Annotated in this window: 25 protein-coding genes and 2 pseudogenes; 6 read left to right on the plus strand and 21 right to left on the minus strand. The window is 68.3% G+C overall.

Annotated features, from left to right (window positions below; translation table 11 throughout):
* Positions 1 to 293: 293 nt before the first annotated feature.
* On the minus strand, positions 294 to 749 hold the full coding sequence (locus ACFV0G_RS00005; RefSeq protein WP_380538876.1) for an Lrp/AsnC family transcriptional regulator: 456 nt from the start codon (positions 747 to 749) through the stop codon (positions 294 to 296).
* Between the two features lie 144 nt (positions 750 to 893).
* Here ACFV0G_RS00005 and ACFV0G_RS00010 point away from each other — a divergent pair, with 144 nt between their 5' ends.
* Positions 894 to 1,946: an asparaginase gene (locus ACFV0G_RS00010; protein WP_380538879.1), complete on the plus strand. Its 1,053-nt coding sequence runs from the start codon at positions 894 to 896 to the stop codon at positions 1,944 to 1,946.
* A gap of 14 nt (positions 1,947 to 1,960) precedes the next feature.
* Positions 1,961 to 3,439, plus strand: coding sequence for an aspartate ammonia-lyase (locus ACFV0G_RS00015; protein ID WP_380538882.1), 1,479 nt, complete (start codon positions 1,961 to 1,963; stop codon positions 3,437 to 3,439).
* 425 nt (positions 3,440 to 3,864) lie between these two features.
* Here ACFV0G_RS00015 and ACFV0G_RS00020 read toward each other — a convergent pair.
* Positions 3,865 to 4,113 (minus strand): annotated as a pseudogene (locus ACFV0G_RS00020) (cytochrome P450); the annotation flags it as partial.
* Positions 4,114 to 4,211: 98 nt separating this feature from the next.
* The gene (locus ACFV0G_RS00025; protein WP_380538885.1) at positions 4,212 to 4,706 is read right to left on the minus strand and encodes an IS5 family transposase; all 495 of its coding nucleotides are present in this window, start codon (positions 4,704 to 4,706) and stop codon (positions 4,212 to 4,214) included.
* Positions 4,707 to 4,916: 210 nt separating this feature from the next.
* Between ACFV0G_RS00025 and ACFV0G_RS00030 the strand changes: the two are divergent.
* Positions 4,917 to 6,119: pseudogene (locus ACFV0G_RS00030) on the plus strand (IS110 family transposase).
* Between the two features lie 107 nt (positions 6,120 to 6,226).
* Here ACFV0G_RS00030 and ACFV0G_RS00035 read toward each other — a convergent pair.
* Positions 6,227 to 7,038, minus strand: a protein-coding gene (locus tag ACFV0G_RS00035; protein ID WP_380539174.1) for an IS5 family transposase whose coding sequence is annotated in 2 segments (ribosomal slippage) — positions 6,227 to 6,687 and positions 6,687 to 7,038 — 813 coding nt in all. Because the reading frame shifts where the segments join, the coding sequence is not laid out codon by codon here.
* 165 nt (positions 7,039 to 7,203) lie between these two features.
* On the opposite strand from ACFV0G_RS00035, the gene ACFV0G_RS00040 reads away from it, so the two are divergent.
* Positions 7,204 to 8,757: an ISL3 family transposase gene (locus ACFV0G_RS00040; protein WP_380538888.1), complete on the plus strand. Its 1,554-nt coding sequence runs from the start codon at positions 7,204 to 7,206 to the stop codon at positions 8,755 to 8,757.
* Positions 8,758 to 8,769: 12 nt separating this feature from the next.
* On the opposite strand, the gene ACFV0G_RS00045 is transcribed toward ACFV0G_RS00040, so the two are convergent.
* The 6 genes from ACFV0G_RS00045 to ACFV0G_RS00070 all read right to left on the minus strand — a co-directional run bounded on the left by ACFV0G_RS00045 (position 8,770) and on the right by ACFV0G_RS00070 (position 14,968).
* Positions 8,770 to 9,909, minus strand: coding sequence for a terpene synthase family protein (locus tag ACFV0G_RS00045; protein ID WP_380538891.1), 1,140 nt, complete (start codon positions 9,907 to 9,909; stop codon positions 8,770 to 8,772).
* Between the two features lie 257 nt (positions 9,910 to 10,166).
* Positions 10,167 to 10,415 (minus strand): polyprenyl synthetase family protein, encoded by a 249-nt coding sequence (locus ACFV0G_RS00050; protein ID WP_380538894.1) that lies wholly within the window; start codon positions 10,413 to 10,415, stop codon positions 10,167 to 10,169.
* 50 nt (positions 10,416 to 10,465) lie between these two features.
* Entirely contained in the window at positions 10,466 to 10,642 is a 177-nt protein-coding gene (locus tag ACFV0G_RS00055) for a polyprenyl synthetase family protein (RefSeq protein WP_380538897.1), read from the minus strand.
* 401 nt (positions 10,643 to 11,043) lie between these two features.
* Positions 11,044 to 12,378, minus strand: a complete 1,335-nt coding sequence (locus tag ACFV0G_RS00060) for a cytochrome P450 (RefSeq protein WP_380538900.1) — start codon at positions 12,376 to 12,378, stop codon at positions 11,044 to 11,046.
* Between the two features lie 39 nt (positions 12,379 to 12,417).
* Entirely contained in the window at positions 12,418 to 13,407 is a 990-nt protein-coding gene (locus ACFV0G_RS00065; protein ID WP_380538903.1) for a polyprenyl synthetase family protein, read from the minus strand.
* Positions 13,408 to 14,200: 793 nt separating this feature from the next.
* On the minus strand, positions 14,201 to 14,968 hold the full coding sequence (locus ACFV0G_RS00070) for a transposase (protein ID WP_380538906.1): 768 nt from the start codon (positions 14,966 to 14,968) through the stop codon (positions 14,201 to 14,203).
* Positions 14,969 to 15,078: 110 nt separating this feature from the next.
* On the opposite strand from ACFV0G_RS00070, the gene ACFV0G_RS00075 reads away from it, so the two are divergent.
* A complete protein-coding gene (locus ACFV0G_RS00075) occupies positions 15,079 to 15,402 on the plus strand; it encodes a hypothetical protein (RefSeq protein WP_380538909.1) in 324 nt (107 codons plus the stop codon).
* Here the strand turns inward: ACFV0G_RS00075 and ACFV0G_RS00080 are convergent.
* The 4 genes from ACFV0G_RS00080 to ACFV0G_RS00095 all read right to left on the minus strand — a co-directional run bounded on the left by ACFV0G_RS00080 (position 15,385) and on the right by ACFV0G_RS00095 (position 17,550).
* On the minus strand, positions 15,385 to 15,825 hold the full coding sequence (locus ACFV0G_RS00080) for an IS630 family transposase (protein WP_380538912.1): 441 nt from the start codon (positions 15,823 to 15,825) through the stop codon (positions 15,385 to 15,387). The genes ACFV0G_RS00075 and ACFV0G_RS00080 overlap by 18 nt on opposite strands.
* Before the next feature lie 9 nt (positions 15,826 to 15,834).
* Positions 15,835 to 16,344 (minus strand): winged helix-turn-helix domain-containing protein, encoded by a 510-nt coding sequence (locus tag ACFV0G_RS00085; RefSeq protein WP_380538915.1) that lies wholly within the window; start codon positions 16,342 to 16,344, stop codon positions 15,835 to 15,837.
* A 350-nt stretch (positions 16,345 to 16,694) separates the two neighbouring features.
* On the minus strand, positions 16,695 to 16,949 hold the full coding sequence (locus tag ACFV0G_RS00090) for a hypothetical protein (RefSeq protein ID WP_380538917.1): 255 nt from the start codon (positions 16,947 to 16,949) through the stop codon (positions 16,695 to 16,697).
* Positions 16,867 to 17,550, minus strand: coding sequence for a polyprenyl synthetase family protein (locus ACFV0G_RS00095; protein WP_380538920.1), 684 nt, complete (start codon positions 17,548 to 17,550; stop codon positions 16,867 to 16,869). The genes ACFV0G_RS00090 and ACFV0G_RS00095 overlap by 83 nt, the downstream gene beginning before the upstream one ends.
* A gap of 247 nt (positions 17,551 to 17,797) precedes the next feature.
* On the opposite strand from ACFV0G_RS00095, the gene ACFV0G_RS00100 reads away from it, so the two are divergent.
* On the plus strand, positions 17,798 to 18,796 hold the full coding sequence (locus ACFV0G_RS00100) for a terpene cyclase (protein WP_380538923.1): 999 nt from the start codon (positions 17,798 to 17,800) through the stop codon (positions 18,794 to 18,796).
* Between the two features lie 96 nt (positions 18,797 to 18,892).
* Here ACFV0G_RS00100 and ACFV0G_RS00105 read toward each other — a convergent pair whose 3' ends face one another.
* From ACFV0G_RS00105 to ACFV0G_RS00135, 7 genes are all read right to left on the minus strand, one after another.
* Positions 18,893 to 20,335 (minus strand): cytochrome P450, encoded by a 1,443-nt coding sequence (locus ACFV0G_RS00105; RefSeq protein WP_380538926.1) that lies wholly within the window; start codon positions 20,333 to 20,335, stop codon positions 18,893 to 18,895.
* Positions 20,332 to 20,952 (minus strand): ATP/GTP-binding protein, encoded by a 621-nt coding sequence (locus ACFV0G_RS00110; RefSeq protein WP_380538929.1) that lies wholly within the window; start codon positions 20,950 to 20,952, stop codon positions 20,332 to 20,334. Before ACFV0G_RS00110 ends, ACFV0G_RS00105 begins: the two co-directional genes overlap by 4 nt.
* Positions 20,933 to 21,265 (minus strand): DUF742 domain-containing protein, encoded by a 333-nt coding sequence (locus tag ACFV0G_RS00115; protein ID WP_380539177.1) that lies wholly within the window; start codon positions 21,263 to 21,265, stop codon positions 20,933 to 20,935. The genes ACFV0G_RS00110 and ACFV0G_RS00115 overlap by 20 nt, the downstream gene beginning before the upstream one ends.
* Positions 21,266 to 21,282: 17 nt before the next feature.
* The gene (locus ACFV0G_RS00120) at positions 21,283 to 21,672 is read right to left on the minus strand and encodes a roadblock/LC7 domain-containing protein (protein ID WP_380539180.1); all 390 of its coding nucleotides are present in this window, start codon (positions 21,670 to 21,672) and stop codon (positions 21,283 to 21,285) included.
* Between the two features lie 17 nt (positions 21,673 to 21,689).
* The gene (locus ACFV0G_RS00125) at positions 21,690 to 23,084 is read right to left on the minus strand and encodes a sensor histidine kinase (RefSeq protein ID WP_380538932.1); all 1,395 of its coding nucleotides are present in this window, start codon (positions 23,082 to 23,084) and stop codon (positions 21,690 to 21,692) included.
* Between the two features lie 426 nt (positions 23,085 to 23,510).
* Positions 23,511 to 23,909 carry an STAS domain-containing protein gene (locus tag ACFV0G_RS00130; protein ID WP_380538935.1) on the minus strand — a complete coding sequence of 133 codons (399 nt, stop codon included), beginning with the start codon at positions 23,907 to 23,909 and terminating at the stop codon, positions 23,511 to 23,513.
* Positions 23,910 to 24,492: 583 nt separating this feature from the next.
* On the minus strand, positions 24,493 to 24,870 hold the full coding sequence (locus ACFV0G_RS00135; protein WP_380538938.1) for an ATP-binding protein: 378 nt from the start codon (positions 24,868 to 24,870) through the stop codon (positions 24,493 to 24,495).
* Positions 24,871 to 24,997 lie beyond the last annotated feature (127 nt).

The following is a 24,997-nucleotide window of genomic DNA, read 5'->3' on the forward strand; positions in this document are numbered from 1 at the left end:
CTCCGGGGGAGGGATGGCGCACCGCCGACTCCAGCGCCCAGGGGAGGGCAACTGCGGCGTGGTGTCAGGTTCACGCCGGTGGCGTGAACCGACGGCTCTCCACCCCGGGTAGCGCATGCCCGGGCCGGAGGGGGTGAAGGGTCAGGGCCCTATCCGCCGCCTCGACGCCTGGGAAGATCACCATTTCTTCCCACGGCCGGAGGCTATCCGCACCCGGCCGCCGCCCGGGAGGCCCAACTTTGCCGGGCCCATAACGAATTGGGCCGGTGGGCCTGATGCCGTGACCTGCGGTGTCACCGGCCGACCGGCAGGCCGCGCGGCTCCTTGATCCGCTTCATGATGATCTGCGAGTTGACCTCGGAGACACCCGACAGCGAGGTGAGCCGCTCGATCCACAAGCGCTCGTAGGCCCGTAGATCGGCGACCGCGATCCGCAGCAGACACCCCGGACTCCCGAACAGCCGATACGCCTCCACCACGTCGGGGATGCCCTGGAGCGCGGCCTCGAAAGCCTCCACGGCCTCCCGATCCCGCTTGACCTCCACCGACACAAGGACCTCGAAGCTGCGCCCCACCGCCTCCGGATCCAGTACGGCCCGGTAGCCGCGGATCACCCCGTCCTGCTCCAGCTGCCGCACCCGCCGCATGCAGGGAGAGGCGGTCAGCCCCACCCGCTGGGCCAACTCCTGATTGGTCAGCCTCCCGTCCTCCTGAAGCTCGCGCAAAATCATCCGATCAATCTCATCCATGACGCAATTATCAACCCCATTCGCGGTCAAATGCGCATGAATTAGCAACCCGTTTGCGAGGGATTAGCCCTATTGTGCGGTCATGCGGAGAAACCGCCGCCCAACCGGCGACGGACCCGCCCGACCCCACGAAAGGGCCAGCCGATGGGACGCGTCGTCGTCATCAGCACCGGTGGAACGATCGCCAGCCGATCCGACGGCAACGGCTACACCGCCCAAGCCCGAGGTCGCGAGATCCTCGCCGCCCTCACCCGCCCAGGCGAGCCCCCCGTGCAGGTCGTCGACCTGTTCACGGTGAACAGCGCCAACCTGACCACCGCGCACCAGCTCACCCTGCTGCGCACCGTGCACGACGTGCTGGCCGACGAGACGGTGGGCGGGGTCGTGGTCACACACGGCACCGACACCATGGAGGAATCGGCCTTCCTCCTCGACCTCCACCACCACGACCGACGCCCCGTCGTGTTCACCGGTGCCCAGCGGCCCCTGGAGGATCCCGGGGGCGACGCCCGCCGCAACCTGCACGACGCCCTGCTTGCCGCCACCACCCTCAGCGGCCTGGGCGTCACGGTCGCCTTCGACGGGCTCCTCCACGCAGCCCGCGGCACTGTCAAGATCCAGACTGTGGCGAACAGTGCCTTCGCCGACCCGTCCGGCCGACGGATCGGCGTGTTCCAGCCCGATCGGATCTTGCTGGAAGGACGACCTGCCCGCTCGGAGCCCCTCAGACTTCCAGACCCCGGCGCGCCCACACCGAGAGTCGACGCCGTCATGCACCACTGCGACGGCGATCCGCTCCTGCTGCAGGCAGCGGTGGCCGCCGGCGCCCAAGGCGTGGTGCTCATCGGCACCGGCGCTGGCAACGCCACACCGGCGATGGCAGGAGCCGTCGCCCGCGCGGTGTCGGCGGGAGTCCTCGTCGCACTGACCACCCGCGTCCCCGCAGGACCGGTGACACCCCTCTACGGCAACGGCGGAGCGGTGGACCTGATAGCCGCAGGCGCCGTGCCGGCCGGCACCCTGCGAGCCGGCCAGGCCAGAACCGCCGTCCTCGCCGCGGCCCTGGCCACCCGCGACCCCGCCGAACGCACAACGATCCTGCGCCGCATCCTCGACCCCGTGCCGACCCCGGTGCGCACCCCCGCCACAGGCGTGCGACCGGTGTCCACGGCCCAGGCTTCATCCGCCCAGCACTGAACGGAGACCCCGCCATGCCGCCCCTCCCCGACATCGCGCCGACACAGACCTGCACCACAGCGCGGGCCTATCGCGTCGAGCACGACCTGCTGGGCGACCGCAAGATCCCCGCGAACGCCTACTACGGAATCCACACGCTGCGCGCCGTGGAGAACTTTCCCATCACGGGGACCCCCATCGCCGTTCACCCCGACCTGGTGTCCGCCCTCGCGGCCGTCAAGCAGGCAGCGGCCCTGACCAACCGCGACCTCAGCCTGCTGGGGCAGGACAAGGCCCACGCGATTGCCACCGCCTGCGAGGAGATCCGTGCGGGTGCACTGCACGACGACTTCGTCGTCGATGTGATCCAGGGCGGAGCGGGCACGTCCACCAATATGAACGCGAACGAGGTCGTCGCCAACCGCGCGCTCGAGATCCTCGGACATGCCAAGGGCGAGTACCGGAACCTCCACCCGGTGGAGGACGTGAACGCGGGGCAGAGCACCAACGACGTCTACCCGACCGCGGTCAAGGTCGCCCTCCACACCGCGGTGCACCGGCTGCTGGCTGCGATGCAGGTACTCCAGGAGGCGTTCGCGGCGAAGGCGCAGGAGTTCACGGACGTCCTCAAGATGGGCCGTACCCAGCTCCAGGACGCGGTGCCCATGACGCTCGGCCAGGAGTTCGCCGTGTTCGCCCTCATGATCGGAGAGGACCGGCAACGCCTGGCCGGGGCCTGTGCGCCGCTTCGCGAGATCAACCTCGGTGGCACGGCGATCGGCACCGGACTGAATGCCCACCCCGAGTACGCGGCACTGGCCTGCCGCCATCTCGGCGAGCTCACCGGTGTCCCGGTGGCGACGGCGGGCGATCTCATCGCCGCGACCCAGGATGTCGGTGCCTTTGTCGAGCTCTCCGGTGTCCTCAAGCGTGCGGCGGTCAGGCTCTCCAAGACTTGCAACGACCTGCGCCTGCTGTCCTGCGGTCCCCGTGCCGGCCTTGCCGAGATCGGTCTGCCGCCCGTGCAGGCCGGCTCCAGCATCATGCCCGGCAAGGTCAACCCGGTGATACCCGAGGTCGTCAACCAGATCGCCTTCGAGGTCATCGGCAGCGACGTGACGGTCACCCTCGCGGCTGAGGCGGGCCAGCTCCAACTCAACGCATTCGAACCGGTCATCGCCCACAACCTGCTCACGAGTCTGGCCCGTCTGACGGCCGGCTGCCTGACCCTCGCCGGGCGCTGCGTCAGCGGCATCACCGCGAACCGCGACCACCTGTCCCACCAGGTTGCCCGCTCCATCGGCCTCGCCACCGCACTCAACCCGCACATCGGGTACGAGCAGGCCACCGCGATCGCCCAAGAGGCCCTGCTCACCGGCGCCGGCGTGTTCGACCTCGTTGCCGCCCGGGGCCTGCTCGGTGATGCAGAGCTCCGCGAGATCCTCCGTCCGGCCAACCTGATTGGCCCGCGCGCTGCCTTGGCAGTGCCGCGGCAGGCGAATGCCGAGGCCTGACCGGCGGTGCAGCGCTCCTGTCACCCGCGTCGCGCCTCCAGCAGCATCGGGAGCCGGTCCCAGCCGCCAGGCGGCGCTGATCGTGGCGACGGAGACGGCCGTTTCGGTGAGGCCGAAGTGGTCCCCGCTTGTTCCGTCCGGCGCCGAAGGAGAGGAACGCACCCCCGCAGGAGGGCCGACTGCCAGCGGCCGGGGACGAAGCGGAGCGGCTCGGTGTCCAGGATCCTGTTCCTGTTCCTGTTCCTGTTCCTGTTCCTGTTCCTGTTCCTGGTGCGGTGCGGTGCGGCTGGCTGAAGAGCAACTCTCAGTCTGCCGGGAGGCACATCCCCGCGAGCTCGATGGACGGTGCTCGCCGCGTGGTCAGCCAGACCGGACCGTGTAGACGGAGCGTCCCCCGGAGGATGCGTTGCATACCGGTGTCGTGGTCATGGTGCCATCCCCACTGGATGTCTCGCCTCGACCCGCATGAAGGATTCACTTGGCCGCAAGGCGGAGCGAGCCACCGCGCGCGCCGGATGGTTGGTGACGGACCGCAGCCGCCAGCGGCTGGCGAGCGCAGCGAGGGCAATCGTGATCTCGGTGTAGGCAAGCGACTCGCCGATGCACTTGCGTATTCCTGCTCCGAACGGCAGATAGGCATGGCGGGGGACGAACCTGGCCCGCTCGGGGAGCCACCGGTCCGGTCGAACCGGTCAGGGGCGCGGAAGACCGCAGGGTCACGGTGAATGGTGTACGGGCTGAAGAACACATCCCCTCCCTTATAGACCTTGTCCTACGTGGTGAGTTTGGTGAGTCGTTTGTGGCATGTAATGACGGCTGCGAGATCGCAGAAGGCCAGGTAGAGCCGGTGGTCGCGTTCGTAGCGGCGGGCGATTCGGCGGTAGCCGGTGAGCCAGGCCATGGTGCGCTCGATGACCCAGCGGTGGCGGCCGAGGGTCTGGCTGGACTCGATGCCCTTGCGGGCGATCCGGGGCAGGATGCGCTCTTGGTGGAGCCATTTGCGCAGGCCAGGGCTGTCGTAGGCCTTGTCTGCGTGGACCTTGCGGGGTCGGTAGTGCAGGCCCCGTTTCGGGTCGTGTTTCATTTGGGGGGCTTGGAGGAGGGGGATCAGGCCGTGCTGGTCGTGGACGTTGCCGGCCGAGACGCCGACGACGAGGGACAGTCCGCTACGGTCGGACAGGACGTGCACCTTGGAGCCGGGCTTGCCCCGGTCGACGGGGCTGGGACCGGTGTGATCGCCCCCGTTACCGTTTTCACGGCCCCGCAACGGGGTTCCCGGCCTCCTGGCCCGGCATGACTTTTGCCCCCTGTCGATGATGATCGAAAAGGTGATGTCACCGGGTTCGGAGGCGTTGGCAGACCGCTGATGAGGGGCTTGAGCGCTGATCCCGCACCTGGGTGAGGCAGGCTCTCCGTAACGTGGATGCCGGCGCGCCGATGCCGCAGGGCCGGGGAGAGCGAGACCTGGGAGGGGCAGTTGACCAGCACCGATGGCATAGATCTCTATCTCGGCCTGGACGTCGGCAAGGGCGAACACCACGCGGCCGCGCTCACGCCGGCCGGCAAGAAGGTCTTCGACAAGGCTCTGCCCAACAACGAGCCCCGGCTTCGTGAGCTGTTCACGAAACTGCAGGACAAGCACGGGACGGTGCTGGTCGTGGTCGACCAGCCGGCCACCATCGGCGCCCTGCCGCTGGCCGTGGCCCGCGACACCGGATGCCGCATCGCCTACCTGCCCGGCCTGACCATGCGCCGGATCGCCGATCTGTATCCCGGCGAGGCGAAGACCGACGCCCGCGACGCGCACGTCATCGCGGACGCCGCCCGCACCATGCCGCACACCCTGCGCGACCTGGAGCCGGCCGACGAGACCGTCGCCGAGCTCGAGATGATCGCCGGATTCGACGACGACCTCGCGTGCGAATCCACGAGGATCAAGAACCGCCTGCGCGGACTGCTCACCCAGATCCACCCGTCCCTCGAACGCGTCCTGGGCCCGCGACTGGACCACCCCGCCGTCCTCGCTCTGCTCGAACGCCACGGATCCCCGGCCTAGTTGAGGAAGGCAGGACGGCGTCGACTGATCACCCTTCTGCGGCCCAAGGCCCCACGGATGGCCGATCGCCTGGTCGAGGACATCTTCACCGCCCTCGACGAGCAGACCGTCGTCGTCCCCGGCACCGAGGCCGCCGCGCTGATCGTCCCCAGCCTCACCACCTCACTGACCGCAGTGCTAGACCAGCGCAAACTCCTCGCCGCGAGGATCGAGGAACTGCTGGAGGCCCACCCTCTTTCCCCGGTCCTGACCTCGATGCCCGGCATCGGGGTCAGGACCGCCGCCCGGATCCTCGTCGACGTCGGCGACGCAAGCGCCTTCCCTAGCGCCGGCCACCTGGCCGCCTATGCCGGCCTGGCACCGGTCACCCGCGCCTCCGGCTCCTCGATCCGCGGCGAGCACCCCTCCCGACGCGGCAACAAGCAGCTCAAACGGGCCTTCTACCTGGCCGCGTTCGCGTCCCTGTCCCAACCCGAATCACGCGCCTACTACGACCGGAAACGACGCGAGGGCAAACACCACGTCGCCGCCCTCGTCGCACTCGCCCGCCGCCGCATCGACGTCCTCTTCGCCATGCTCAGAGACGGCACCCTCTACCAACCCCCGACACCCGCTACGGCTTGACGAAGACCATAGCGCCTCTGTGTGTCAAGCGGCATGGGCGAGTTGGGTGCGATGGTCGCGTTTCATGATCCGGTAGACGACGTTGGACAGGCGTCGTTTAAGAGGAGCTAACACAAAGCGCGGACGCGCCGGTAGGTGATCACGCAGCAGGCCAGCTTGAGGAAGGCCTCATGGATGTCGTCGCGGATGTCCCATCGGATGCGGAGGCGTCGGAAGCCGTGGATCCAGGCGTTCGTCCGCTCGACCACCCACCGGATGGTGCCCAGGCCGGAGCCGTGCGGCACGCCCCGGCGGGCGATGACCGGTTTGATACCGCGCTTCCACAGCAGGCGGCGGTACTTGTCGAAGTCGTAGCCCCGGTCTGCGAACAGCTGCCTGGGACGGTGGCGCGGGCGACCGGTCGCTCCGCGGATGCGCGGGATCGCGTCCAGCAGTGGCAGCAGCTGGGTGACATCGTGGCGGTTGCCGCCGGTCAGAGTGATGGCGAGCGGAGTGCCGCCTGCGTCGGTGATGATGTGGTGCTTCGAGCCGGGCCGGGCGCGGTCGACCGGGCTCGGGCCCGTTTTGGGCCGCCCCGACGCGCCTGATGGTGGGAGCCGTCGATCACCGCCCGGGACCAGTCCAACTTCCCCGCGCGGTGCAGCTCGGTCAGCAGGACCTGGTGGAGTCGGTCCCACACCCCGGCCTCGTGCCAGTCCCGCAGCCGGCGCCAGCAGGTCATACCGGAACCGAAGCCCAGCTCCTGCGGCAACCACTCCCACTGGATCCCGGTGTGCAGCACGAACAGAATCCCCTGCAGACACCCGCGATCATCCAGCGGCAACCGGCCTGGATTACGAGACCGCCGCTGCCTCACCGGCAGCAGCGGCTCGATCCGCGCCCAGAGGTCGTCCGATACCACCCACGGCGGACCCTTCAGCTTTCCCACGGATGGACCAACGAGCAGACCGACGAGGAGACATGGCCGAACGACGACTTTGTGTTAGCTCCTCTAAAGAACGACTCTGGCCCGTAATCGGTGGTAACCAGGGGTGACCGGCGTCGTTGGCATGGTGCGCAAGATGTCAACGAGCTTGTGAGTTTAGTGTTTTCAGGGCTGTCGGCGCTGGTGGTCGAGGGCGTGACGGGCGAGCGTGGCGTCATCCGGGTGACCGCGCGGATCCGGGAGGATCCAGTGCCGTGCCCCGTGTGCGGCACGCCGACAGGGCGGGTACACGGCTTCCACCATCGGACGGTGGCGGACGTGCCGGTGGACGGCCGGCGGGTCGTCGTCTCGGCGAGGCTGCGGCGGCTGGTGTGTCCGGTGCTCGGCTGCTCGCGGCAGACGTTCCGTGAGCAGGTTCCCGGAGTCGAACGCTACCAGCGCCGCACTACCCGCCTGCCCGACCAGCTCGGCTCCGTGGTGAAGGAGTTATCGGGCCGGGCGGGCGCCCGCCTCTGTCGTGTCCTGGCCTGTTATGTCTCGCGCTCGACGGCCCTGCGTGTGCTCATGCGCCAGGCGTTGCCGCCGCCGCGTGTCCCGCGTGTGCTCGGCGTCGACGACTTCGCCCTCAAGCGCCGGCACCGCTACGCGACCGCGCTCATCGACGCCGAGACCGGCGAGCGGATCGACGTCCTACCCGACTGCACCACCCAGACGCTGGTCGCGTGGCTGCGCGAGCACCCGGGGATCGAGTATGTCTGCCGCGACGGCTCCGGTTCCTACAGTGAGGCGATCCGCCAGGCCCTTCCCGAAGCGGTGCCGGTCAGCGACAGGTGGCATCTCTGGAGCAACCTGTGCGGGAAGGTCCTGGCCGAGGTCCGCTCCCACGCCGTCTGCTGGGCCACCGTCGTGAACCCCGCCCGGCCCGGAGGCATGCGCGAGCAGACCACCCGCGAACGCTGGCACCAGGTCCACAAGTTACTCGGTCAGGGCGTCGGGCTGCTCGAATGTGCCCGGCGCCTCGACGTAGCCCTGAACACCGTCAAGCGGTACGCCCGCATGACGGAGCCCACCGCAGAGCGACGCGCACCTCGCTACAAGCCCACCCTCGTCGATCCCTACCGCGACCACCTGCGCAGACGTCGGGCCGAGGACCCCGCAGTGCCCGTCACCCACCTCCTGCGCGAGATCAAGGAACTCGGCTGCACCGGCAGCGCCAACCTCCTGGTCCGCTACATCACCCAGGGCCGCGCCGAGGGTGGCAAACCCGTCACCACCCCGCAGCGCTTCGCTCGACTCCTCCTCACCCACCCGGAGAACCTGCGCGACAAGGACACCGCACTTCTGCGGGAACTATCCGCGGCATGCCCCGAGATAACCGAACTCGCCTGTGTCACAGGAAAGTTCGCGCAACTCCTGACGCCGGCAGAGGGCAACGACACCAAGCTCACCGACTGGATCACGTCAGTTCGCTCCGTCGACCTGCCTCACCTGCACTCCTTCAGCAACGGCCTGCAACTCGACCGGGACGCCGTCGACGCCGGACTCACCCTTCCGTTCCACAACGGCCGCACCGAGGGAGTCAACACGCGAACCAAACGGATCATGCGCCAGATGCACGGCCGAGCCGGGCTTCCCCTGCTCCGCCACCGAATCCTCCTCCGGGGACCACTACACAGCGCTACCACCGATTACGGGCCAGAGCCTAGATCGTGATAGTCCCCGACATCACCCTGACGAGCCGAGGTCAGTAGCCGCAGTCCACCCGGGGCGGGTTTCCTCGAAGATCGATCCGGGGAAACGGTACCTCTGGCTCAGTAACTGCCACGTCCAGGTCGCCTTGACGCACGATTCGGTTGCCCGGACGAACTCCTGTAAGGGCATGCAAAGTGGTTGGGGCAGCTCATTCGCTCGCGAGGTGAGGGAACGGGCGCAGCGTATGTATTCGACCGTGTGCTTGCGGACGCGTGTGATAGCCCGGACGACGGCGTCGTCGAGTGTCAGGTGCGGGTGGTTGAGCAGCAGGACCGGGATAAGGTTGGAGTCGGAGCGGTGCCTGATGAACTCCTTCTCGAAGGAGAACAGATCGTTACTCAGGCAGCCGATGGCGGCGCACAGCCAGCGCAGTCGGCGGGCGGCGAGGGCGTCGCGGTCGAGGGCGACCCAGTTGAGGTAGGTGTCGGTGGCGAATTCTCCGAGCGCGATGGTGTGCGGCATACCGGAGATGTCGATGCGGGTCTGGAGGTACTCGGCCGCGGTGGGGACCGTCCCGCCAGCGGAGGCGTTGCCGTCGTGCCCCATGGTCCTCAGATGGCCCGTCCATACGCTGAGGAAGTGGGTGTACCACTGGGGTGCGTTATTGGAGCCGGCGCGTAGTTCTTGGAGCATGTCGAGACACGCGTGGTCGACCGGGGCCGCGTCCGGGCCCGTTTGCAGGGTCCGGGAGACCTGGAGGAGGTGTTCGCGGGTCAGGGCGGCGGCTCTCTTGCCTTCGGGTGCCAACCCCGCTACCCGTTCGCGTCCGATGGTGTCGTTGATGTACCAGTCGATGGCGAAGTTCTTGCCGATGGTCGCCAGCCGGTCGGCCGGTGCTTCGGGGTACAGGTAGGACGCGAGGTCGTTGCAGTGCTCGGTCACGTCGGGGATCCACAGCCCGAACTCCTGAGCCCACGTCCTGACCTTCTCCTCGGTCTCTCGCGCGGCCGGGTTGGGGCGGAAGCCAGCGCAGTAGTCGGCGATACGAAACCGGGCGTAGTCGAAGGCGGTTCGCAGGGCGTAGCGGGGTGTGGCGGCGCTGGCCATGTCGCGGTATTCGGCGGCGGCATGTTCCAGGCGGGCGGTGTCGCGGGTTGTGTAGGGCCGGGGCATGGTCTCCTCGCGGGCTCGGGGCGTTCGCGGAGCGGGTGGTTCAGTGGTCCCGGTCGCGCGAAGTGGTCGGTGAGGGCTTCGAGTTCGGCGTGGTGGCGGACCAGCCGGGTGGTTGCTTCGCGGGCACTGGCCTGTTCGATCAGGGCAGCGGCCAGCGTGCAGCCCTGATCGTCCAGCTGGGCGCAGGGCTGTTAGAGGCCGCATAGTTGACGGGCGGGGTTCGGTGGCGGTGGTCAGGGCGACGGCGACGAGCACCGTTACCTTGCGGCGGTGCAGGTCGGAGCGGCTGGCCTGCTGGTGACCCGCTCGTCTCCCCAGACTCTGAGCAGGTCGTCGGTGCACTGGAGGGCAATGCCGAGGTGTAGGCCGAAGGCCCGCAGGTGTGCGGCCCGTTCGGCATTCGCGCCGACGGCGAGAGCGCCGAGTTTGCTCGCGCGGGACAGCGGCGCTGCGGTCTTCCCCGTGGCAACGGCGAGGGCATCCCGCTTGCTGTGGTCGGTGCTCATTTCAAGGAGGACGTTGAGGTACTTGCCCTCGGTGAGCGCTTGGGCGGCGGTCAGCAGGACGGCAGTACCAAGTCCGGCTCGGAGGCAGCGAGGAGGGCCTGGACGGCAGCGACCACCAGGGCGTTCCCGGTGAGGATCGCCGCTGCTGTGCCATTCACCGCCCACACGGCGGGACGGCCACGGCGCAGCGAGGCCTGGTCTCGGGTAGGGCGCGCGAGACGGTGCACGGATCGTACAAATGCCGCGACCCTACGCCCACTCCAAGGCCGAGCTGTTCTGGTCGTACTGCGAACCGGACCACATCAGGGCCATGCAGTGCACAGTGCCGGCTAGTTCGACTTGACTGAACCTACGGGAATGGGCGAACCGGTCGGCTTCTGGGTGGCGGAGCTCGGATGTTGTGCGGAGTGGAAAGGTATGTCGGGCTATCAGTGCCCCGGGTCCAACTGCGGCACCGCGGCCAGTAGCGTCCGCGGGCCTACAGGCCCTATCGGTCTCCCCATTAACATCCAACGTCGTGCAGACGCGCGCGCTGGTGAAATCGAGGCTGAGCGTGACGGAGAGGCCCGACAGTGGCGGGCCCCGAAACACCCTCGCGACCGCGAGTCGAGGCCCGCGAAAAGCCTGGTCATCGGCGCCGGAGGGCCAGGATCATGGGCAGGCTGTTTGGGCGCAGCGTGCCGTGGGGTGTTTCGCGGACGGTGTGTCCCGTGGCAGGTCTGAGGCGCCATCGGGCGCCGATCGTGGCTACGGCGACGGTTACCTCCGTCATGCCGAAGTGGTCGCCGATGCACTTGTGTGGGCCGGCCCCGAAGGGGAGGTAAGTACCGGGCGGTGGAGGCGACTGCCAGCGGTCGGGGTCGAAGCGCTGCGGGTCGGGGTAGAGGCTGGGATCACGGTGCAGCGCGGCCGGGCTGAGGAGTAGTTCGGAGCCGGCGGGGATGGGGATGCCGCCGAGTTCGACGGCGGTGGTGGCCCGCCGCATGGTGAACCATGCCGGGGAGTAGAGACGCAAGGTCTCATGGATGACGTGCCGCGTGTACTCGAGTGCGGGGATGTCGTCGAACGTGATCGGTCGGTCGCCGACGATGCTGTCGATCTCGCTATGTAGTTCCTTTTCGATGTCCGGGTGCAAGCTCAACATGTGGAACAGCCAGGACAGGGCGGTGCTAGTGGTCTCGGTTCCGGCGACCAGGATGGTCATGAGTTCGTCGTGCAGTTGCTCGCGGCTCATCGTTCCGCCGGTGTCCTCGTCGCGGGCACCGGCCAGCACTGACAGCAGGTCCCCACGGTCCCGGGGGTCGGCTTGGTGGGCGGAGATTAGGCCGCCGATGGTCTCCTGCAAGCCGGCGCGGGCGCGTTCAAACCGCCGGTTCCCTGGGGTTGGCAGTCTTTCGAGCAGGTCGACAGATGACATCGTCCGCTTCGTGACTCCTTTCAGGAAGACGGGCAGCCATTGCTGGACGGCGGCCGATATGTGCTGGTGGGAGTCGGAGTGAAACAACGTTCTCGTGGTGACCGAGCATGCCAGGTCGTAGAAGGTCCGGTCGGCGGCGATGCGTTGCCCGGGCTGCCACGCGGCGGTGACGACGGCGGTCTGTTCGCGCATGACTGCCGTATAGCCGCGCAGCCGTTCGCGGTGGAAGGCCGGCAGCATGAGACGGCGCTGCCGCAGGTGGAACGTGCCCTCGGAGGTGCCGATGCCATTGCCGAGAAAGGGCCGGGTTTTGTCGAACACGCGGCCCTTGGCGTAGGCACCTGCTTCGGTGACCAGAACTTGGTGGATTGCTTCGGGGGAGTTGATCACATATACGGGGCGCCGGCCCAGACGGATGACGACGACATCACCGTGAGGTCGCAGTGCCTGCAGCATCGCCAATGGGGATCGCAGGAGGGGGAGGGTATGTCCGAGCAGGGGTATGTGCCCGGGAGCGGTGGGGATCGTCTGCATGGTGCTCACCATGGTGACCTCGCGTGTAGGGGGCTGGGTGGGTTGTGCGGCTCAGTGATCGTGCTCGATGAGAGCCGCCTCCAGCGCGTTCAGGTCGGCTCTTGGGTTGCTCGCCAGTCCGAGTTCGTCGAGATATGTGTGGGCCGTGCACAGCCGTCGCTGCACCTCCACCGCGCACCAACGCCGGCCGCCTGCTCGCTCGATGAGTTCAGCGGCCCTGCGCAGGTCGGCTTCCTCCAGTCGGTCGGGCCGTTCGTACAGCGCTGCAAGCTCTTCTCCTGCTGTGGTGCCGCTCGTCAGGGCTGCCGTCACGGGCAGTGACTTCTTGCGCGCGGCGAGATCGGCGAAGACCGGCTTACCTGTCACCGCAGGGTCACCCCAGACACCCAGGAAGTCGTCGACGAGCTGAAACGCGAGGCCGAGCTGGAGGCCGTACTGCCGCGCGTACTCAGCCTGATCGTGCGGTGCACCTCCTGTCAGGGCCCCGAGCATGCAGGCGGCGCCGATGAGGGCACTCGTTTTGCCTGAGGCCATGGCCAGACACTCGGCCAGGTCGACATCGTTGCGGTTCTCGAAGGCGATGTCGGCGCTCTGCCCGTCCACCAGGTCCAACAAGGTGTCGGACATGCGGGAGACGGAATCCGACGTGGCAGGCATGTCCTGCTCGGCGAGCACCTGGAGGGCGAGCGTGAGTAGAGCGTCGCCGGCGAGGATGGCCTGAGGTATCCCGAACACAGTCCAGGCAGAGGGTCGGTGCCGACGAAGGGCGTCCCCGTCCATGACGTCGTCATGGAGAAGCGAGAAATTGTGCACCAACTCCACCGCGACAGCGGTCGGAACGGCGGCTTCGGTGCGGCCTCCCACACCCTGGGCGAGCAGGAAGACAAGGGCCGGGCGGAAGGATTTTCCGCGGCCGGCCGGTCGGCCGTCGGATTCGTCCGACCAGCCGAAATGGTAGTCAGCTACCTGACGGACCGAGTGCGGCAGACGCATCACCGAGCTGCGTAGCACGGGGTCGACCAATTTCTGGGCCCACTCCATGACGTCGCTTCCGGTACGAGTCTCTGCTACTACTGGAACATATGTCATGAACGCCTCCTGTCCTGCGCGAACAGAGCCGATGCTTCGGCCCGAGACTAAGGAGTTGTCCGGAGTGCCGGGGAGGCCCAAGAATCACATTGGGGCCCAGGCATCAATGGCGACTCAACAGCCCTGCCGCGAAGTTTTCCTGCGTAAGTTTCGGGGCATGTGGGAAGCATTATCCCTCTGGAGTGGTCAGCGCTCCATATATCGCTGGCCGACAGGGAATTGACATTCCCGCAAGCGAGCAAGGCGAGGAAATCGCCCCAGGACGTGTCGTTCACCGTTCCTTCCGAGCTTTGGTCAATCCGCATCTGGAGCAGACCCGCGCAGGACACCTGGAGTGGGCGCAGACAGGAGACCCCGCACGAAGTGCTGAAGGAGCATCTGTCCGGGGACCGGCAGCAGGCCGAACCCGGCTCACGGACCGCGCTGGCGAGATCGCAGGCGAGGGCGAGGAGTACTGTAGATCGGCGTCCGCCAGGCGAGGCTTGAAAGTAAGTGAAGGCCGGATTTGACGGAGAGGTTGGGTATATTCCTTGTCAAAGGCGCAGGAAGGATATTTACCCGAAACGCTAAATTTCCGGCATCTCGGTGATGTAGCGAACGTGCGGGCCCTGGAAGTAGCCGCGGACGATGTGCGGCTGCTTCTGTCGGCGGCGGAAGAAGCGCCGGACCTCGTCGGCTAAGGGGCGTCCCGTAATTGATCTCCGGTGGATCCGGGTTGGATGATCCGCCTCAGGGTTGGCTTCGCCTACGCGGCCTGTAGGAGGTTGTGGAGGCGGGCGATGCCGAGCATGGCGTGGTGAACGCCGTCGCCTTTGAGGCGGCAGTCGCGGAGGATCTTCCAGGTCTTCATCCGGGCGAAGACGTGCTCGACGCGGGCGCGGACCTGCTTGTGCTCACTGTTGTGCTGGACCTGCCACTCGGTGAGTTCGCCGCCGCGTGACCTCCGGTGCGGGATCACCAGACCGGTGCCCGGATAGCCGCCGTCGGCGATGGTCGTCGTCCGGCCGACGGCGGACTTCGCGCCCGACTCCTCCCATGCCTTGCAGTCGTTCCGGTTGCCCGGCAGGGGCTTGCCGACCACGACGACCAGTCGGGTGTGGGCATCGATGACGACCTGGTGGTTGGTGGAGTACCTGTAGTTTTTCGACTGCTCGGCGATCGTGTGGTCGCGGGTGGGAACCAGGGTGCCGTCGACGATCAGCACAGTGCCCTTACGGAAGCGGCGCCGCGGGTTGAGCGCGAGCAGGGGGCCGATGTGGTCGAGGATTCGGCCGGCAGCAGACTTCGACACCCCAAACAGAAGCGCGAGCTGCCGCAGTGTCAGGTTCGTACGCCAGTTTGCGGCGACCAACAGGACCCGGTCCGCCAGCGGCAGGCTCCACGGGCGGCGTCGACGCATCGCGTCGGCGCCCTCGCGGCGGAGCATCGTGATCAGCTTCTGGAAGTCGCGGGGGCCCAACCCGGTGAACGGGGATATCCAGGACGGCTCCGAAGCCGTGATCACAGCAGCCATCGCAAGATCGTTCCACAATGCCCGACGCGACATCGCGATCTTCTGGCTCCCTCGCCCTGGCCGCGCCGAATCCTGTGGCGACGCCCCTGCTCGGTCTCTGCAGTCACCGCATGGCCACCGAAGACGAGCCCCCGCACCGGCCCGACATCGCCGCGATGCTCACCGACCAGACCAGTGCCTGCAAGCCAGCACGCGAAGCCATCGCCGCCGGCGCTGACGTGAAGATCTTGGACGGGGAGGCGCCCCAGTGGATGGTCGCCGGTATCGCCGCAACAAGGTTGAAGCGGTCCGTGGCTCGCGGCCTGCAAGAGACCATCGGTCTCGACGAGAGCGTTGAGATCCTTGCACGGCACCGCGGTGAGCAACTGCGCGCCGAGGCGGCAGGCATTCTGGCGAGACCTAACTGTGGTCAGGCGTTACGGGACAAGGCTTAGCTGGTCGGCATTGCGGGCTCGGGAGGCCGGCAGCAGGGTTCGTTTCAGGTCGGCGTTGACCAGCTCGTCCGGGTTGGTCTCGGGCGCGTACGCGGGCAGCAGGTGCAGGGTGATGCGGCCGGGGTGGTTGGTGAGCCAGGCCCTGACCTTCTTGCTGCGGTGGACGGAGTGCCGGTCGACGACCAGGTGGATCGGGCGGTCGAACTGCCTGTTCAGGCCGTCGAGGAAGTCGCAGAACACCTCGGCCGTGAACATGCCCCGGTAGACGGTGAACCACATCCGGCCCCGCGGGCTGATCGCGGACATCGCGTTGGCCGAGAAGCGGTTGCCGGTCCGGCGCACGGTCGGTGTCTCGCCTCGCGGGGCCCAGGTCCGGCCGGACACCTGGTCGGAGCGGATACCGGTCTGGTCGGCGAACAGCACTTCGGCACCTTACTCCTGGGCCTTCACGCGGATGGCGGGCCAGGTCTCCTCGCGCCAGGCGCGGACCGCCTCCACGTCCTGCTCGATCGCGCGCTTGTCCGGGCGCTGGAACGACAGGCCCCAGCGCTTGAGGTACTTGCCCACCCCCTGCTCGGTCAGCCGCACCCGATACAGCAGGGCGATCAGGTCGCCGACGATCGCCCGGGTCCACAACTGCCCACCCAGTCCCAGGTCTTCGGGGCGGTGGTCGATCAGGGCCTGCCGGACGCACTGCTGCCGGTCGGGATCGAGCACCTGGTGCTCGCCCACCCGCCGGCCACGGGTCCCGGACACCAGTGCCTCACGGCCGCCGGACTGCCAGGCGGCCCACCAGTCGGTCACCGACTGCACGGTCACGCCCAGGAACTCGGCCACCTCGCGCCGATCCCGACCCGCCCGGAGCGCCGCAACCACCCGCATCCGCAGAGCTTCCTGAGCCTTCGGCGACAACCGCCGCGCGTCCCCCACCAGATCCGTCACGCTCGGATCAACGAGCGCGAACCTTACCGTTTCGGGTCAATAGGAACCGATCGGTCACCTTCCTGGGGCGCCATGGCGGCTTCCACACCTGTGCAAGTGCGACCACTTGTGTGAAGGCCTCCAGGCCGGTGATGTCGATGGGTATCGCCATCCCGGCTCTGGAGAGATGTTGATTCAGCGATCGCGTTCGACGATCATCGTGGCCACGGCGCAGACGTCGGCTCTCGGGCCAGCCAAGGGGTTGAGGGCGTTCAGGCAGGCCTCGGCTGCATGGACGCTGCGGCGAGCCTCTGCCTCGCACCAACGCCGGCCGCCGGCCCGTTCGACAAGACCTGCAGCCGGCGCGAAGGTCAGCTTGTGCGGGCTTCTCGGGCTGGGCGTAGAGTTCCGCCAACTCTGCCGCCTCTGGGGTTCCGCTCGTGAGTGCGGCGACTACAGGCAGGGACTTCCTGCGCGCGAAGAGGTCGGAGAGAGCCGGCTTGCCGGTGAGCGCGGGGTCCCCCCCATACACCCAGGACATCGTCAGTCAGCTGGAAGGCGAGCCCGATGTGAAGTCCGTACTGCTTTGCGGACTCGGCTTGTTCGCCGCCGGCTCCGCCGGCCAATGCGCCAAGCCCCGCACGCGGCGCCGATCAGAGCGCCGGTCTTGCCCGCGGCCATGGCAGTGCACTCGGTGAGGTCGACCTCGCTGCGACTCTCGAACGCGACATCGGCGCTCTGCAGTTCCAGAAGTGCGGCCGACAACTGTTCCACAGCGGGCCCCGCAACGCCGGAATCCTGTTCCGCGAGGATCTGCAGCCTCAGCGCCAGCAGGGCGCCGCCGGCGAGAATCGCCTGCGGGACGCCGAACACCGTCCAGGCCGTGGGCCGGTGGCGGCGGACCGCGTCTCCGTCCATTACGTCGTGGTGGAGCAGCGAGAAGTTGTGGACCAGTTCCACTGCCGCCGCCGCCCGTAGGACGTCGTGAGCGTTTCCTCCCACCGCCTGGGCGAACAGGAGCGTGAGAGCCGGGCGCAGCGCTTTGCCAGTGCCGATCATCCGGCCGCCGGGTGCACTGGTCCAGGCGAAGTGGTAGTCGGCGATCTTGCGGACCGAGGCCGGTAGGCGTGCCACCGACTGCTGGAGCGCGGGTCCCACGAGACCCCGCGCCCATTGCAGGATCTCTGCCCCGGTGCGGTTTCCTGTTGCTGCTGGAACGGACGGCACAGGCACCCTCCTGCGTGAACAGAACGGTTGTTCAGCTGGTCCCGACGCTAACAGGGGCGGTGAACCAGTAGGCAGGCCCAATCCCGCTGCTGGGGTCCCTGGTCTCAACACCGGTTCTCTGGGGTCCTGTTCGGTGAGGTGGAGGGTGTGCGGGGCCAGCGCGGTGGGAAACCCTGCCCCGTGTGTCGCAGCCTGCTCTTCTCCGGGGGCGGCGCGCGGACCTCGACGGCCGGTGAAAGGTGAGGAAATGCCGCAGGACGTGTCGTTTGCCGTGCCTTTCGAGGCGCGGGTCAATCCGTTTCTGGAGCGGGCCCGTGGCGGGCACGTGGAGTGGGTGCGCGAGAGCGGGCTCGTGTGCAGTGAGGCGGGGCTTGAGGAGTACCTGTCCTGGGATGTGCCCCGGGCTGCGGCGCAGATGTATCCACTGGCGTGGGAGGACGACCTGCGTACGGTGATGGACTGGCTTGCGCTGGATGCCCTACTCGGTCGGCCGACATTGGTTGCCGGCGTGGGGGGCGAGGATCGGGCCGCGGATGCTTTGTACGAACTCGGTGCTGTCGCGTTCAGGCCCGCGGGTGAGGTGCTGCGGGTGAGGACGCCGCTTGCGCGGGCGTGGGCGCAGGTGTGGGAGTCGCTTTCGGAAGGGATGTCCGAGCGGTGGTGCGACCGCGTCTCCGCTTCCTGGGCCCGGCGGGTGGCTGCCCGTGTGGCGGATGCCGAGCGGGGCACCGCGTCTGTGGGGCTGGAGGGCTATCTGGAACAGCAGCGGCGAACGGTGGGCGCGCACTGGATCGACGCGGTCGAGCGTCTTGGCGGTGTTGAGTTGCCGGCTCAGGTGTCGGCACACGCGCTGACACGCAGGGTCCGCACCGCGGCCGTTGATGTTGTCGCCTGGGTGCGCGACGTTCACGGGCTGGAGCACAGTGAGCAGGAGGGCGACCAGCGGAATCTTGTGACGGTGCTGCGGGGCGAACGCGGATACTCGCGGCATGCGGCGATTGACGAGGCGTTGTGGATGACCCGGCAGCAGCTGCAGGTCTATCGGTGGCTGGAGACGGAGGTGCCGGAACTGTGCGATGAGTTGTGGCTGGTGGAAAGTCAGCGCGAAGCGGTTGACACGGTGTTGGAGGGTGTTGGTCGTTGGATTCGCGGCTGCCACGACTGGACAAGGGATGCGGGGCGTCCCGAGGGCACCCGGGAAGGGACGGTGTCTGGTGGCTCTTGCCCCGAACCTGGACAGTGCTGAGGGCATGTGTGCCGGTGCCAGAGAGGGAGGCGAAGGGTGCGCCGTCGGCGCTCCGAGGCTGGCACCGGCACATTGTGCGTGGGTTCGGACCCAGTGTCAGCTGCGGTTGAGCCTCTGCCACAGAGCGGACCAGCGTGAGACGCGTGGTGGCCGCTCGCTGGCAGGTGGGGCGAGCTGGGCAGGTACGTGCTCGGTGGTGGTCGTGTGCGGTGGACGGGTTCTGGTCGGTATGTCTGCTGGTGCTCCGGCGGCGATCGACCAGCGAGGGGTGAAAGTGACGGGTAGTGCGTTCAAGTGGCGGGACCAGGTGGAGGAGGTCCACGACAGTTCGTTCTCGGGTACCGCCAGGTGCACGTCGGGCAGGCGTATCAGCAGGGTGTCCACGGCGATGTCGGTGACGGCCCTGCCGATGTCCTGCCCTGGGCACTCGTGTGGTCCGCGGCTGAAGGCGAGATGGGAGCGGTTGCCGTGGACTGGCGTGTTCGGGTCTGGGCGGATGGCTGGGTCGGCGTTGCCGGCGGCCAGGCCGAGCAGCAGCAGGTCGCCGGCTTTGATCGGCCGTCCGGCGAGGTGGGTGTCGGCGGTGGCGTAGCCGCCGATACAGGTCGTGAGGGGTGGTTCGTCCCACAGGACCTGTTCCACGGCGTCGGGTACGGTCATCAGCCCGCCGGTCAGGGAGGCGCGGAAGCGGGGGTCGGTGAGGACGACGCGCAGGGTGTTGGCGACCAGGTTGGTGGTGGTCTCGTTTGCGGTGAGCATGACCAGCCAGAGGTGGTGCTGGACCTCGTCGTCGGTGAGCCGGGAGGGGTGTTCCAGGAGCCAGGATGCCAGATCGTGGCCTGGGACCGTCCGTTTGCGTTCCACCAGCCGGCGCAGGGTGTCCATGATGTAGGCGTTGTGGACAACGGCGGTTTCGGTGCCCTTGACAAGTTCGATGCTGGCCTCGACGAGGCGGGGTCCTTCCTCCTCGGGCATGCCGAACAGGTGGGTGAGGAGCAGCATGGGGAGGTGCTGGGCGTACTGGGGGAGAAGGTCGGCGCTGCCGGTCATGGCGAAGCGGTCGATCAGCTGGCTGGCGTAGCGCTGGATGTGGCGACGGACACCGCGGCGGTCGAATCGCGCCAGGCCGTCGGTCACTGCGGCTCTCAGCCGCTGGTGCTCCCCGCCGTCCTGGGAGAGGCAGTCCGGCCGCCAGGTGAGGATCGGAAGGAGCGGGGAGTCGGGGGTGAGGAGGTTGTCCTGCCAGTGCCGCCAGTGACGGGAGTCTCGGGAGAAGCGATTGGGAGTGCGGGCGACGACCATGTTCTCGTGGTAGCCGAGGACCAGCCAGGCCGGCACGTCGCCCTGCAGGAGGACGGGTGCGACCGCACCGTGCTGTTTGCGCAGCCGTTCGTACAGGCCGGCCGGGTCGCTCCTGTGCGCGGGCCCGTACAGCCGGGTCACGCCTCCAGGGCCGGTGGCGGCGTGGGCCGGGCAGCTGGGCGGCGGTGTGGCGGGGCCGTGGTCGAGCCGGATTGGTTCGGGGACAGGGGCGGTCACAGTCGCTCCGGGGACGTGGTGAGGGAGTAGAGGTAGCGCATCAGTGAGAGCAGGACGTCCCGGCTGGAGGAGCGCCGCCGGGCGTCGCAGGCGACGATGGGGACCCAGCCGGGCAGGTCGAGGGCTTCACGCAGGTCCGGGATGGAGTGCAGGGGAGCGCCGTCAAACTGGTTCACGGCGACGACGAACGGCAGCCGCCGCTCCTCGAGGCGGTGGAGTACGTCGAAGCTCAGCTCCAGACGGCGGGGATCGATCAGGACCACCGCGCCCAGGGCTCCTTCGAACAGCCCGTTCCACAGGAACCAGAAGCGCTCCTGACCGGGGGTGCCGAACAGGTAGAGCACCAGTTCGTCGTTGACACTGATGCGGCCGAAGTCCATGGCCACCGTGGTGGAGGATTTGCCCTCCAGCCCCGCGGTGTCGTCAATGCCGACGCTGGCCTCGGTGATCCGCTCCTCGGTGGTCAGCGGCTGGATCTCGCTGACCGCGCCGACCATGGTCGTCTTGCCCACACCGAAGCTACCGACAACGACGACCTTGACCGCTGCGGCGGCGGAGGCCGGGAGCGCGTGCACGCCGTTCGGCCCGGGCCACCGGTTAGAGCTTGGAGAGTCCATGCATCACCGCCAGGAGGAGTTCGGTATCGGGCAGCGAGGCGGCCGGCACCGGGGCGCGCGATTCCACCCGGTGTTCGGCCAACAGGTCGGCCAGCAGGACCTGGACCGCGCTCAGGGGTAAATTCAGATAGGCGGAAATTTCGGCGACTGACAACGGGTAGTGGCACATGCGCAGGATGTCTGCGTGTTCCGGTGTCATGCCGGGCCGCGGCTGTGACCGGGACACGATCAGGGTGACCAGGTCGAGGTCTGCAGCCTGCCCCGTGCGGCCACCGGTGATGACGTACAGCCGCGCCGGATTGGTCGTCTGCATGCCCGGGTCGGGGACGTTCACCTGGCCGCGCGCCTTTCCATTCGGGGCGGACTGGTCAGATGTGCGCCTATGCGGGCGACCAGGTCGCGCATGCGCAGGCCCATCAAGCCCGCGTCCACCCCTTCGTCGGCCAGTACTGCGAGGTAGGCGTTGGCGCCTGCCGCCATGAGGTAGAAGAAGCCACCCTCGACCTCGATGACGACCATCCGCATCCGGCCGCGGCCGCCCGGGAACTCCAGGGCGATGGCCCCGGAGAGGCTCTGCAGACCCGCGCAGGCGGCGGCCAAGCGGTCGGCAGTGTCGTTGTCCGCACCGTACTGGGCCATCCGCAGGCCGTCCACGGAGAGCACCACGACGTGGCGGGTCAGCGGGACGCTGTCCGCCAGGTCCTTGAGCATCCAGTCCATGTTGGAACGCGTCTGGTTCACCGCAGCCCGCCCTTGCCTGACAGATCGTCATCGAAGTCGAAGGCGGCCGCCGAGCGCTCTTCGCCCGCGTCGCCCTGGAGGAAGTCGTTCAACCACAGTCCCGGCTCGACCGCTTGGGCGGGCGGGGACTGTGGCGGCACGGCACTGTGCAGGTCCGGGCCTGCGGTGATTCGCCGACGGCGCTGCGGCAGCCCGCGGCCGTTGCGTTCGACCGAGGCCTGCGGCGGCGCGATCCCGGGCTGCCGTGGCGTGGCGCTCGGCGCCGGCGTGGGTGCCGGTGCGGCGGGAGGCGCGTCGGCCGAGACCATGCCCGCGGTGATCAGCTCCTGGGGAACGATAAGGACCGCCCTCACCCCGCCGTAGGCAGAAGGCCGCAGGGACACCTGGAAGCCGTTGGCCTGGGCCAGCCGGCCGACCACGGACAGCCCGAGGCGCGGGTTCTCCCCGAGGTCGTTCAGGTCCAGACCCAGCGAGGACTGCGAGAGCACCTGCTCGGCCCGGACCCGGGCCTCCTCGCTCAGTCCGACCCCGCCGTCCTCGATCTCGACCGCTACACCCGACTGGACCTGGACGGCAGTCAGGTGGACGCGCGTGAGCGGCGGCGAGTACCGGGTGGCGTTGTCCAGCAGCTCGGCGATCGCATGGATGAGCGGCTCGACCGCCGAACCCACGACGGCGAGGTCGACCACTGAGTGGATCTCCACCCTGCGGTAGTCCAGGATCCGTGACATCGCCCCGCGAAGGACGCCGAACAGCGGGACGTCCTGGGGCCACTGCCGGCCCGGCCTGGCGCCGCCCAGGACTGCGATGCTGTCCGCGAGCCGACCGATCAGGGCCGTCCCGTGGTCCAGGTGCAGCAGGTCTCCGAAGACCTCGTTGTCCTCGCCGTGCCGATCTTCCATCTCCCGTACGTCGCGGGCCTGCTGGTGCACGATGGCCTGCACCCGGCGTGCGACGTTCACGAATGCCCTTCGGGAGGAGTCCCGCAGTTCCTCCTCGGCCTGGACCGCCTCCACCACCAGGTGCAGTACTTCCTCCTGCGCGGCTTTGAACTCCGGGTCGAGCCCCGCAGGGTAGGACGTGTGCGCAAGCACCTCGTCGGCCAGGTACCCCTGCTGGAGCCGACCCACGGCCTGGGGCAGCAGAACCCGTGCCAGACTCAGGGCCGCGCTGCGGTGGAGGGTCAGCCGCTGGGCGAAGCTCGACTCCTGTGCCGCGCACCGCTCCTCCAGGGCGGCAATCGCGCGGCCCCTTCGTACGGTCTGCACGGACATCAGGGCCGCGGCCGCCGTCGCAGCCCCACCGCTGAGACCCAGCGGCACGCGGGCGGCTGCGTCGACCACGGAGGTCGCCACAGCGGTGCACACGGCCACGGCTGCGGGCGGCAACATCCATGGAAGGGTGGGAACGGGCCGTCCGGATCCGGACGGAGATCTGCCACGACCGGGCATCGACATCCTCGGGGGGTGAGACGTTCTGGGACACAAAAGCCGGGCACCTGCCTGCTAGCCGCCGAGACAGCGCGGTCGAGAGGCAGGTGCATCCAAAGGAAAGCGTCTGCGCACGGTGCCCCCAGCAGTGGCGAGCACGAATGTGGAGCAGAGTGGGCCGAGCGAGGGGGCGCAACGGGGCCGCCCCGCCTTGCCGCGCATCTGGTCACAGCTGCCAGAGCGAGCCTGAGTCAACTGACCTGCGGAGCTGCGGTATTCGGAGCATATCCCGATCCCGGCCCAAACGCGCAAATGGCAATGAAACGCACCAAATCTCCTTGATGTGTCGCAGTTGGTGCAGCTGCGGGCCGGCCTCCAGCGGCCGGTTCACCGGAGGGGGTCAGGCGTGATGAGATCGGCGACCCCTGCTGCGACGGCGACGCGCACCAACTGGCCGCGCGGACGGGACAGGCGGAACGCAGCCGATGCGGCGAGTGCAGAACGCCGTGCGCGCAGGAAGGCATGGATGCCCAGAACGTCGCAGAAGGCGAGGGAGGCCACGTCGATGTCCAGTTCGCGCGGCTGGCAGGCCAGGCATTCACCGACCACCTGGTCCAGCGCAGCGACCGTGGCCAGGTCGAGCTCGCCGGCAAGCCTGATCTGTGCTGTCCCGTCCGGGAGAAGGCGCCAGGTCGTCAGTAACGGAGCCGTCGGAAGGCCCAAGTCAAGGTTCGCGCCGAGGTCCTGCCGGGCGCGCGGCGGATGCTGCGGAACGGCGAGCGCCACGAGGCCTCGGTCCGGGTCCGTGCGAGCGGGCGCACGTGTCGACATGGGGCGGCGGCCGCGGCCGCGCCATCCCGGTTCGGCCATGGGATCGGCCCTTCCATCGCTTGTTACGGAGGACCGCGACCGGTGGGCCGGGCCCGAATGCGAGCGCCCCCGTGCCCGAGAGGCGACGGGATGCGCCGACGCGTCGGCGAACGGAGAACAGCCCTCTCCGGCACCGGAGACGGGCGAAGGTGACATGAGAAGGCGCGCGCCCGCGCCACGGCCATCGACTTGCAAGGCCGCACAGGCAGCAGCCGCAGCGCGTCGCCCAGGGGTGTCGGGCGAGCCGCGCGACTCACGGCACGGACAAGAACGCAGGCCCGTTCGGCCAGGCTCTTGGCACAGATTGTGATCACCCGTTCGCGGGTGTCAAGCGGGATCCGGGAGAACTGCCGGAAATGGGCGCGACAATGAATCCGAGGACCCAGCGAATGGGGCCCGCCTGCCAAGCGAGTCAGCCACTGTGCCTGCTCCACAACACAGTTGACGTTCCGCCAGCCTGCCGTGCACCATCCTCTGGGCCCTCACGGGCGGTGGTGGGTCAAGTGGTCCGAGACGGCAACTCGGAGAAGACCAGCTTCCCGCAGGCCGACGGCAACACCCCCCAGGAGCGCGACAGCGAGGCGACCAGAAGGAGCCCCCGCCCCGACTGCGCCAGCTCGGTCGGACAGCTCTGTGCGCCCATGAAAGGGTCCGGATCGTGCACCTCGAGGCGGAGCGCGAGCCTTCGCTCCTGCACCACCACCATCAGCGGCGCGCCTGCATGGGCGGCGTGCGTGACCGCGTTGCTGAAGATCTCGGTGACGACCAGCTCCGCGTCCTCCAGCGGCAGCCGATCGGCGCCGGACAGTGCTGCCACGCAGCTGCGCAGGTGCCGGCGGACCCGGCCGGCCTCGCGAGGTATCGGCGAGAAGAGCATGCGGTGCGTCGCACTCCCCGGAGCGCAGCGGCTCGAGGCGGTGCTGCAGCACGCAGGGCGCGGCGCTCCGCATGCCCTGGGGTGGAGGGCCGCAACTGGCATATCCGTTCTCCCTTTCCTGGTCCTC

The organism is Kitasatospora sp. NPDC059571 (assembly GCF_042735675.1).
GTDB lineage: Bacteria > Actinomycetota > Actinomycetes > Streptomycetales > Streptomycetaceae > Kitasatospora.